Annotated in this window: 13 protein-coding genes; 6 read left to right on the top strand and 7 right to left on the bottom strand. The window is 40.9% G+C overall.

Going from position 1 to position 10,480, the window contains the following annotated elements; all coding sequences use genetic code 11:
* Positions 1-128: 128 nt before the first annotated feature.
* Positions 129-1,055: an EamA family transporter RarD gene (gene rarD, locus JOD17_RS21025; RefSeq protein WP_204699884.1), complete on the bottom strand. Its 927-nt coding sequence runs from the start codon at positions 1,053-1,055 to the stop codon at positions 129-131.
* Positions 1,056-1,175: 120 nt separating this feature from the next.
* Here rarD and JOD17_RS21030 point away from each other — a divergent pair, with 120 nt between their 5' ends.
* Genes JOD17_RS21030 through JOD17_RS21040 form a run of 3 tightly spaced genes read left to right on the top strand, consistent with a single transcriptional unit; the run spans position 1,176 to position 1,781 of the window.
* On the top strand, positions 1,176-1,400 hold the full coding sequence (locus JOD17_RS21030; protein ID WP_204699885.1) for a DUF1659 domain-containing protein: 225 nt from the start codon (positions 1,176-1,178) through the stop codon (positions 1,398-1,400).
* Positions 1,401-1,413: 13 nt separating this feature from the next.
* Positions 1,414-1,644, top strand: coding sequence for a DUF2922 domain-containing protein (locus JOD17_RS21035; RefSeq protein ID WP_042361278.1), 231 nt, complete (start codon positions 1,414-1,416; stop codon positions 1,642-1,644).
* A 14-nt stretch (positions 1,645-1,658) separates the two neighbouring features.
* Positions 1,659-1,781: a YvrJ family protein gene (locus JOD17_RS21040; protein ID WP_204699886.1), complete on the top strand. Its 123-nt coding sequence runs from the start codon at positions 1,659-1,661 to the stop codon at positions 1,779-1,781.
* Between the two features lie 49 nt (positions 1,782-1,830).
* Here JOD17_RS21040 and JOD17_RS21045 read toward each other — a convergent pair whose 3' ends face one another.
* Entirely contained in the window at positions 1,831-2,175 is a 345-nt protein-coding gene (locus JOD17_RS21045) for a YflT domain-containing protein (RefSeq protein ID WP_204699887.1), read from the bottom strand.
* 233 nt (positions 2,176-2,408) lie between these two features.
* Here JOD17_RS21045 and JOD17_RS21050 point away from each other — a divergent pair, with 233 nt between their 5' ends.
* Both JOD17_RS21050 and JOD17_RS21055 read left to right on the top strand, forming a co-directional pair.
* Positions 2,409-2,807 carry a FixH family protein gene (locus JOD17_RS21050; RefSeq protein ID WP_204699888.1) on the top strand — a complete coding sequence of 133 codons (399 nt, stop codon included), beginning with the start codon at positions 2,409-2,411 and terminating at the stop codon, positions 2,805-2,807.
* Positions 2,808-2,890: 83 nt separating this feature from the next.
* Positions 2,891-3,553: a lytic transglycosylase domain-containing protein gene (locus JOD17_RS21055; RefSeq protein WP_204699889.1), complete on the top strand. Its 663-nt coding sequence runs from the start codon at positions 2,891-2,893 to the stop codon at positions 3,551-3,553.
* A gap of 45 nt (positions 3,554-3,598) precedes the next feature.
* Here the strand turns inward: JOD17_RS21055 and JOD17_RS21060 are convergent, their stop codons facing one another.
* Together JOD17_RS21060 and JOD17_RS21065 are read right to left on the bottom strand one after the other, a co-directional pair.
* Positions 3,599-4,537 carry an NAD-dependent epimerase/dehydratase family protein gene (locus JOD17_RS21060; protein WP_204699895.1) on the bottom strand — a complete coding sequence of 313 codons (939 nt, stop codon included), beginning with the start codon at positions 4,535-4,537 and terminating at the stop codon, positions 3,599-3,601.
* A gap of 63 nt (positions 4,538-4,600) precedes the next feature.
* Positions 4,601-5,782, bottom strand: coding sequence for a glycine C-acetyltransferase (locus JOD17_RS21065; RefSeq protein WP_204699890.1), 1,182 nt, complete (start codon positions 5,780-5,782; stop codon positions 4,601-4,603).
* A gap of 259 nt (positions 5,783-6,041) precedes the next feature.
* Between JOD17_RS21065 and JOD17_RS21070 the strand changes: the two genes are divergently transcribed.
* Positions 6,042-6,509 (top strand): flavin reductase family protein, encoded by a 468-nt coding sequence (locus tag JOD17_RS21070; protein WP_204699891.1) that lies wholly within the window; start codon positions 6,042-6,044, stop codon positions 6,507-6,509.
* 21 nt (positions 6,510-6,530) lie between these two features.
* On the opposite strand, the gene JOD17_RS21075 is transcribed toward JOD17_RS21070, so the two are convergent.
* Genes JOD17_RS21075 through JOD17_RS21085 form a run of 3 tightly spaced genes read right to left on the bottom strand, consistent with a single transcriptional unit; the run spans position 6,531 to position 10,264 of the window.
* Entirely contained in the window at positions 6,531-7,919 is a 1,389-nt protein-coding gene (locus JOD17_RS21075; RefSeq protein WP_204699892.1) for an MDR family MFS transporter, read from the bottom strand.
* A 19-nt stretch (positions 7,920-7,938) separates the two neighbouring features.
* Positions 7,939-9,345, bottom strand: coding sequence for a DHA2 family efflux MFS transporter permease subunit (locus tag JOD17_RS21080; RefSeq protein ID WP_204699893.1), 1,407 nt, complete (start codon positions 9,343-9,345; stop codon positions 7,939-7,941).
* Between the two features lies 1 nt (position 9,346).
* Entirely contained in the window at positions 9,347-10,264 is a 918-nt protein-coding gene (locus JOD17_RS21085; RefSeq protein WP_204699894.1) for a TetR family transcriptional regulator, read from the bottom strand.
* Positions 10,265-10,480: the final 216 nt, after the last annotated feature.

A 10,480-nucleotide genomic window follows, 5' to 3' on the forward strand; every position in this document is an offset into this window, starting at 1 on the left:
ATACTTTTCACCAAAAAAATCGTCATTGGAACCAATTCAAAGACCATAAGAGAAAGCCTTGGTTCACAGAACCAAGGCTTTCTCGACAATCTGAACGGAAGAGTCGAATACTCTTCCGTTTTTTGATACTATAAACTTTCTGCATGCTGTTTACGAAGGCGCAATGTCGATTGCATACGACTTGTCGTAAAAATGAGTAAACCTAGCCAAATCATTACAAACGACATGAACTGAACACTACTAAACGGTTCCTGAAAGATAAAGACGCCGATAATGAGCATCAATGTTGGAGCGACGTATTGTAAGATGCCGATCACAGAAAATGTGATGCGTTTTGCACCATACGCAAACAAAAGCAATGGCAATGCCGTCGCAATACCTGAGCCAAGTAGAACCAATGCGAGCGTTGGTGATTGCGTAAATGAAGCTGTACTTTCACCAAATGTATACACGTAAAACAAATAAATTAGTGCAAATGGAGCGACGAGTAATGTTTCAATCGTTAAGCCTGTTAAAACTCCAATTGGAACGAGCTTTTTAATCAATCCATAAATGCAAAAGCTGAGCGCCAACACGAATGCTGCCCAAGGAAAATACCCATAATACACAGTCATAATGACAACCCCAACAAAAGCAAAGGCAACCGCGATTATTTCATTACGTGACAACTTCTCCTTTAGAAATACAGTCGCAAGCAAGACATTCATTAATGGATTTATGTAGTAACCTAGACTTGCTTCAATAACACGATCACTATTAACTGCAAAAATAAAAACGAACCAATTGATTGATATAAATACAGCAGCGGCTGTAATGGCGACTGCTGTTTTTCGCTTTTTGAAAATCAAGCGGATTTCTTTCGTTGTAGCTTGTAATTGTCTCGTTATAATTAGCAATATGAGCATAAATAACAAAGCCCAAACGACACGGTGCGCTAATGTTTCAAGCGCTCCAACCTCTTCGGTTAATTTCCAATAGAGTGGCAATAACCCCCAAATAAAGTATGCCAACAATGAACCTATGACCCCAAGTACAACTTGCTGTTGATTGCCCACCTATCATTCCCCTTTTCTCCTCTACCCTTTATCATAATGAAGTTTTTTCAAAAAAACTATAATTCTGCCTCCCCTTTTTTGGATTTGTCTAAGACTTATCTAATGAAAGGAGGTGATCAGATGCAACCAGGAAACACTGTTGTCGAACTCAGTTTTTTGCAAGGGTACGATCTTGAAGGGAATGATGTATTCCTAAGCCGTCGATTTCAAAACATCAAGTCTACTGCAACAGATGAACGTGTCTTTGCTTCGGTACGCGCAATTGCAAGCTTAAGCGACTTCCCGCTTCGTAGAGCTATTCGTCGCAATGATTACGACCTACTTCAATTAGAAAACATGGAATAAGGAGGAATAATTGATGACTACTGTTTTAGAACTACGCTTTCGAAATCAAGAAGAAAGAATCACGACCATCGCCGTTCCAGATCCATCTCCGACAATTACGGCAGAAGATGTTGAAACGAGTATGAATGAGCTCATCCAAGCAGACGTATTCACTTCAACTGGTGGTGATTTAGTAACGATTGTAGACGCGAGGTATGTAACAAGAACGGTTGAAACTGTATTTGAACCTGAACAAACGTCATAAGAAAGGACGTTCTTATGGAAGAGTGGTTAACCCTTGTTTTCAACCATGGATTTGCTGCAGTCGTCGCTTTTTATTTGCTACATCGCATGGAGAAAAAGCTAGACTTGCTCATTAATGCTGTTTGTAAATCAACTTAAAAAAATCCCCCTTAACCGCTTATACATAGCGATTAGGGGGATTTTTTTATTAGAGCGTAATTCCTGCTGGTGCGTCTTTTACAACAACGATAACGGCACCTTTATCAAGCTCCGATTCAAGGTTGTTCGACTCAGTTTCTGAGAAGCCAAGCTCTTCAAACTTCGCACGAAGTTCATCGCCTTTTTTGCGAAAAACATTCTTTACGGATGTCGTAATGCCTGTTTCACTTGCGCCAACCTTATTTGCATCGGCACGGTTTGCAACGCGCTTCGTATGATCATCATCATGTGTCAAAATATAAATGTTATCTTCATCTACTTGAGTCTTTAATTCGTTTACTGCTTTTACTGCTTCATCGTCATTCATAAATTCTTTAAATACTGGTGCTGCCATTGCTATCATCTCCTTACATGTAGAACTACCCGACAAAACTTCTACGTAAACACGCTTCGCTATAAATCAAAACAATAGAACTACTTTTATAATTCTAAACATAAGTAGATAAGTCGTTGTGATCAGACGGTAGAGAAGTTCATTCAAATAGAATCGTGACGGTCTTTTGAACGTTATCAGGCTAGGTTTTCTTTTTGGAACATCATAAGATATGATAACGATGAGGTGATGTTATGAAGCGTCGTATGCTCATTTTCGTTGGCGCCTGCTTCTTACTCTCTGCTTGCAATTCAAATCAAGAAGAACAAGAGTTAACGCTCTCAACAGAGCCGATCAACGTTGAAGTTCTAAATGATACAACTGCAACACTAGATGAAGAGTGGACGCTACAAGTCGAAGTTACACAAGAAGATGAACCTGTTGAAGATGCAAATGAAGTTGTCATTGAAGTGTGGACAGAAGGAAACAAAGAAAACAGTGCGATGATACCAGCTGAACACAGTGCCGATGGCATTTATGAAGCCGAACTCGCATTTCAAGAAAAGGATACTACCTACTCTATTCAACCTCACGTAACTGCGCGTGGCATGCATTCGATGCCTGTCCATGAAGTAGAAGTCACCGATGGATAATCTAACGATAGACAAACTTCTCACTTTAACGCTATGATGGATAAGTGACATCGAAATGGTTAGGCAAGTGAGGGATTTTTAACATGGGCAAAGCGAAACAGAAAAAGAAACGAAAGTTATTCGGTTGCTTGTTCGCAAGTGTTTTTTTCATTGCCGCAATCGGCATTGGAGCGTTTTATCTCGTTAGCTCTATGTTTACTGAAAATGAATTGGACAAGCTTTTAAATGGACGACTGTCAGGAATTGCGAACAATGAAATTCCGGCTGAATATATGCCAATCTATCAAGAAGCTGCAGATAAATACGATATCCCTTGGGAACTTCTTGCTGCCGTCCACCGAGTGGAAACACGATTCTCAACGATGGACCCTATGATTTCACCTGCTGGAGCTGAAGGACCGATGCAATTTATGCCTTGTACTTGGTTTGGATGGAGCCATCCAACGTGTGAAGGCAATGGTGCAGGTGCCATTCCAAATGAAGAACTAACAGACCCAGACCTTATTGCAGAACATGGCGGATATGGAATGGACGTGCGTGATAAAGGCGTCGCCGATCCTTGGAATCATGAAGATGCGATTTTTGCAGCCGCTAGGTATTTATCATCGAACGGTGCAGATGATGGTGACATTGAAGAAGCATTGTTTGCATACAATCGCGCCGATTGGTACGTTGAAGAGGTTATTAGTTTTGTTGATGTCTATAATAACGGCTATGAAGTAATTGAACACAATGAAAAACCGTAAGTGAGAAACGAGCATCGTCTCTCACTTACGGTTTCTTTGCGTTCATTACTTTTGAACTTTCTCAAGCATATCTTTCGTCATCTTCTCTAAATCATATAATGGCGAAAATCCGAATTCTTCTTTTGCTGCCGTTGGATCAATAGCATCTGGCCAACTATCAGCAATTCCTTGACGTACTGGATCAACATCATACGATAACGTAAAGTCTGGAATATGCTTTTTAATTTCAGCAGCGATCATTTCCGGTTCAATACTCATCGCTGTTACATTGTAAGCGTTGCGATTCTTTAATCGGCTTGGATCCGCTTCAAGCAAATCTACGGTAGCTTGAATCGCATCTGGCATATACATCATATCCAAGTAAGTTCCCGCACTTAAGAACGACGTATAGCTTCCTTCTTCAACAGCCTTATAATAAATGTCCACTGCATAATCTGTCGTTCCACCACCTGGTGGTGTTAAATAGGAGATTAGCCCAGGAAAACGCAGACCACGTGTATCAAGCCCATACTTCGTATAGTAATAATCACATAACAGTTCACTCGCTACTTTACTTACTCCATACATTGAAGTTGGGCGTTGAACAGTAATTTGTGGTGTACTTTGTTTAATGGTTGAAGGACCAAAAGCACCAATACTGCTCGGAGTAAAGAACTTGCAATCGTGTTCACGAGCAACTTCTAAACTGTTCATTAGTCCTGTCATGTTAATTTCCCATGCACGTTGTGGATGATGCTCAGCATTCGCAGACAACATCGCCGCAAGATGAATGATCGTGTCCACGTTGTTGTTCTTCACAAGTTCATTCAAGCGATTCCCATCCATAATGTCTAACGTTTCAAAACGCGCATCCTCTCCAAATGCTCCATCACTATATCGAATATCGGTGGCAATGACATTATCAACGCCATACTTATGCTGCAGAGTTGTCGTTAACTCTGAGCCGATCTGACCAAGTGCCCCAGTTAATAAAATCCGTTTCATGCTCATTGGACAGCGCACAACGATCGCGCTGTCTTCCCCCTTTATTTAAACGTTGTTCCGCTATTATACGTTTAGTTCTTTTCCAAGTTTCTCATACACAGAAAGCGCTTCGTCGAGCATTTCTTTCGTGTGAGCCGCTGTTGGCATGTTTCTTACACGCCCTGTCCCACGAGGAACCGTAGGGAATACGATCGATTTCGCATAAACGCCTTCTTCCATAAGACGCTTACTGAATTGTTGAGTTTTCTGCTCATCACCAATAATTACCGGCGTAATAGGTGTCTCTGTATCTCCAACGCTAAAACCTAGCTTCTTTAATCCTTCTTGTAGATACTTTGTATTCTCCCAAAGTCGTTCTTGAAGCTCTTTAGACTCAGACAAAATATCAATCGCTTCGATACTCGCACGAATGTCAGCAGGCGTTAGAGAAGTTGAGAATAAAAACGGACGCGATTGGACTTTAAGCCAATCAATGAGCTCTTGGCTTCCTGCAACGTAACCACCAACAACACCAATCGCTTTCGATAACGTTCCCATTTGCATGTCCACGCGGTCTGAAAGTCCGAAATGCTTAACCGTACCTTTACCTTCACCTAAGACACCAGAACCGTGTGCATCGTCAACATACGTAATTAGATCAAATTCTTCAGCAATGTCTACGATTTCAGGAAGTTTCGCAACGTCGCCATCCATGGAGAAGACACCGTCAGTAATAACCATAACCTTCTCGTATTCTTTTACCGCTTCACTTGCTTTTTGACGAAGGTCTTCCATATCACTGTGGTTGTAACGAATAATCTTCGCTTTTGATAAACGACATCCATCAATAATTGAAGCATGATTCAATTCATCTGAAAGAATTGCATCGTTTTTGTTCATAACTGCTGAAATCGCAGCCATGTTACAATTAAAACCAGACTGATAGGCAATTGCTGCTTCCGTATGCTTAAACTTTGCAAGCTTCTCTTCAAGCTCAACGTGAAGCTGCAACGTACCGTTAATCGTACGAACCGCTCCAGAACCGACACCATACTTTGTGACAGCATCTTTAGCAACTTCCTTTAGACGTTCGTCTGTAGCAAGTCCTAAATAGTTGTTTGATGACAAGTTTATAAGCTCTTTACCTTCAAGTTGAATCTTCGGTCCATTTGCACCCTCAAGTGGGTGAATCACATTGTACAGACCTTTATCTTTAAGTTCGTTAAGTCCACTGTTTAAAAATGATGTTAACTTTGTGCTAGGCATGACCTTCATCCTTTCTTTACATGTCCTCGTTTTATCATACATTAGATTTCTCTTAGAATATAGCGAAAGACTCGATTTAAACCTCTTTCTTAAATAATCATTTTTTTCAAACTTCGGTTTGAATGTGAGCGAATTGTTAGCGAGAATCAAAAACTCTTGCTAAAATTAATAAGATGCATCTCTTTGCATCGTACTTTTTTTACTTTTTATCATAAGTTAATGATATAGATTACCCGTCAGAGAAAAAGGAGTGGCACATATGGATGATTATCTTTTCCGTCGTGCAATGGCAAAGTTCACGACCGGAATTACCGTTGTGACGACAGAGAATGGTGTTGAAACTCATGGAATGACTGCAAATGCATTCATGTCCATTTCATTAGAACCGAAGCTAATTGCAGTATCAATTGATCACCGGACTACAATGTTCCAAAAGCTAAAAGATGCGAACAAATTTGCAGTGAACTTTCTAGATCAATCACAAGAAGATATTTCTAAAATCTTCTCAAAACAGTTACCAGGCAAAGAAAACTTCGCCTTTGCAGACCTTGACGGACTACCTGTCATTCCAGACGCAATGGTTCAACTCATTTGTTCAACGTACAATAAAGTAGAGGCAGGAGATCATACGATCTTTATCGGTGAGGTTACGAACCTCAACATTAAAGATCCAGAAAAGATCGATCCACTCGTTTACTTTGAAGGCAATTATCGTAAACTTAATTAATACAAAAAACCACGGTTTGAGTTACTCGGACCGTGGTTTGCTTCGTAAAAACAAAGTGAGAATAAAACCGATCAACGCAAGCACTGATGCAACAATAAAGCTCGTGTTAACACCAATGATTAGTGCAGTCGTCTCATCCGCAACGCTATCCACCGCTGCTGTTGTCATGATTGTTACGAAGATTGCCGTCCCAATCGATGCCCCGACTTGACGCATTGTGTTTGTCATCGCTGCGCCGTGAGGGATCAACACATGTGGCAAATCATTTATTCCAGCCGTCGTCACAGGCATCATCGCCATCCCCGTACCAACCATACGAATCGCATAACCGATACTTAGATATAGCGCAGACGTTTGACCATCAAGATCAATGAACATTAATGACGATATAAAAATTAAGAACAAACCTGGAATCGCTAAATATCGTACACCTACTCGGTCGAATATTCTTCCTGCAATCGGCGAAATCATCCCCATCAAAATAGCTCCTGGCAACAGAATCAAACCCGATTCAAACGCATCAAATGAGTTCATATTTTGCATATAAATCGGTAAAATTGTCGCGGTGCTAATCATCGATAAAAAGATAATTACGCTAATCATCGTAGAAAACATGAATATTCTCGACTTAAACACTCGAAACTCTAAGATTGGTTGTTTTAAACGCAGTTGTCGTCTAATAAAGGCAACGAGCGTGATAACCCCAATGATCATCGGCACTATAACCGTCGCTTGTAGCCATACCCCGTCCCCTGCACTACTGAACCCGAGCAACAATCCCCCAAACCCAAGTGTCGAGTAGACGATGGATCGAATGTCGAGCTTTGCTTCTCGTTGCGTCGCGATATTCTTTAAGAATATGTAAGCGAGGACCGTATTCAGGACGCCAATCGGCAAGACGACCCAAAAAAGAATCGACCAATGATATTGTTCTACGAGCCAACCAGACAGGGTCGGTCCAATTGCAGGTGCAAAGGCAATCACTAGTCCAGCTAGTCCCATTGCACTTCCCCGTTTTTCAATTGGAAACAACAAAAGAAATGATGTTTGCATGAGTGGCATCATAATACCTGCGCCGGAAGCTTGAATAACTCTACCTAACATGAGCATTTCAAAAGACGGAGATAAAGCACAGACAAGTGTCCCGAGAACGAATAAACTCATTGCGGTTAAAAAGAGTTTTCTCGTTGAAAACTTTTCAATGAGAAATGCGGTAATGGGAATCATAATCCCATTTACGAGCATAAAGACCGTCGTCACCCACTGTGCTTCATTCTCATTAATGGATAGGTCCGTCATGAGATGAGGCAAAGCCGTCGTTAAGAGCGTCTGATTTAATATGGCAACGAAAGAACCGATGAGTAAAACCGTTACAATCGGCGCTTTCTTTAAACTTGTGTTCTCACCCATCTACAACCTCCAAACTTTGTTATTTCTTATTCATTGAATCCTTAACGGTCTGCTTCTTTCTTTTAATCATAAACGAAAGTAGGAAGCCTAGAGAAGATAAAATTCCTGCGAATAAAAACGCCATGTTCACTCCTCGAACTGCACCTTCCATAGAACCCGCATCAGCCGGTGAAATGGCTGCTTGAGTCATAATTGTTACGAGCAACGCTGTTCCTACAGCACCAGCAACTTGACGCATCGTATTGTTCATCGCTGTACCGTGAGGAATTAAACGATTAGGCAGTACATTAATTCCTGCAGTTGTAACTGGCATCATACAAAGAGCGATCCCGAGCATGCGAATCGTTGACACGATCGTCAAATAAAGAAAGGTCGTCTCTGTCGTTAACTGCGTTAATAAAAACGTTGTTACTGTTACTAAAAAGAGTCCTAAAATCGAAAGGGTTCGCGCTCCAATCTTATCGAAAATACGCCCTGTAATTGGTGACATAATCCCCATTAATACAGCACCGGGCAATAACATTAGTCCGGTTTCAAATGCAGTGAAATCATGCATATCTTGCATATACACAGGAAGAATTGTCTGAGAACCAATCATCGACATAAATACAATCATCCCGATAATCGTCGTTAATGTGAAAATTGGATATTGAAAAACTCGAAACTCTAGAATCGGTTGTGTTAACCGCAATTGGCGCACGATGAATAGAACAAGTGTTACGATTCCGACGACAATCGATACAAGAACGACTGGATTCAACCATCCTGATGCCCCCGCTGAACTAAATCCATACAAAATCCCACCAAAACCAAACGACGATAAAATAATCGATGTTATATCAAGCTTTGGATTATTCAACGTCGAAACGTTTTCGAGTTTGAGCCAAGCGGCGAAGATTGTAATCAACGCTAGTGGCAAGATAATCCAGAATAATATCGACCAATGGTGACTTTCAACGAGCCAACCAGATAAGGTTGGTCCGATCGCTGGAGCAAATGCAATGACAAGTCCTACCATTCCCATCGCAGATCCACGTCGTTCAACCGGAAAAATTAATAGCAATACGGTTTGCATCAAAGGCATCATAATGCCTGCCCCTGCGGCTTGAATAACACGCCCAGCAATGAGCGTTAAAAACGATGGCGCTAACGCACAGACGAGTGTTCCGATCGCAAACAATCCCATTGCAACGAAAAACAGTCGCCTAGTTGTGTATTTTTCAATTAAAAAGGCAGTAATTGGAATCATCACACCGTTGACGAGCATGAACGCTGAATTCACCCATTGTCCAAGGTCTGCACTAATTTGAAAATCTCGCATGATGTGTGGCAATGCGGTCGTTAATAGCGTTTGGTTTAATATCGCCATAAAAGCGGCCGCAAGTAAAATTGCGACCATCGATCTTACATTTGTGGTTGTACTCATCTTATTCCTTCTTTTCTTTAGTAACATCTAAGTGATCATTCGGCGAGTTCCCATTGATCTCAATCAGTTTCCGCAAGCGATCAAGTTCGATTGAGATCGGGACTTCGCTCGTTAAATAGCGACCTAATGCTTCAAATAAGTAAAGCTTTGGCTCTTTTGCCATCACTTCTTTCTCAAAGTGGTCGAGGGCTGCAAACACTTGTTGTTTCTGTTTACGCGTCCATTTTTGTTCAACTTGATGACGAATTTGTACGCAACATTCTCTCACTTGTTCTTCTATACTCGCGACAGTTTCTTCTTCTCTAAACTGTTCATAATCGTGCATAACTTCCTTCGTTAAGAGGGGGGAAAGATGCCCCCCTCTTTGGACGACACAATCAATCATGTCAACGACTTGTTGTGCCACCTCCTTAGAATGAAGGGGCTTGTGATCATCGACCATCAAATGAGAGTATTCTCGAAGCGTCCCTTGAAACATAACAACAAGGTCCCAAATATAGTCTTTCACTTCTTCACCGTATGCATCTCTCAAACTCGTAAAATGCCAGTTCATCAATAACGCTTTCGTCCGTTTAACCATGATCATAATTTCGCTCGTCTTCTTTTGAGGAATCGCTTGAAAAACGAGATTTGCAAACGGTCGATGGTCTTTTGCAACGTCAAGCTCAAGAACAATTTTATCAACAAGCTGTTCCTTTTTAGAAAGGGACTCATCAGCTTTATACGTAGTCGTTCGGATGAACATTTGCTTCAAGTTATAATCAAACACTTGCATAAGTAGATCGTCTTTTGATGAGAAATATTTATACAAAGATGCTTTTGAAATTCCGCAGTTCACTGCAATCGTCTGTACAGACGTCGCATAATAGCCTTCTCTAGAAAACTGTTTTAACGCTTCTACAATAATTTTATCTTTCACGACGACCCTCACATTTATAGATTACTCTTTAGTTTTATGAAAACTGATTAGTTTTAATGCTAGCGGATTGTGTTCTAGATTGTCAATGGAATGAACTCACACAAAAAAAGAAACGACCAGAAGGTGCCGCACCCCAAAAGTTAGAGTTAAAAACTCACTTTTGGGGTGTTTTGTTTGGTGAAATATAGTGACACATTTAAAGAAAAAGTTGTTTAT

The organism is Geomicrobium sediminis (assembly GCF_016908595.1).
GTDB classification, from domain to species: domain Bacteria; phylum Bacillota; class Bacilli; order Bacillales; family Marinococcaceae; genus Geomicrobium_A; species Geomicrobium_A sediminis.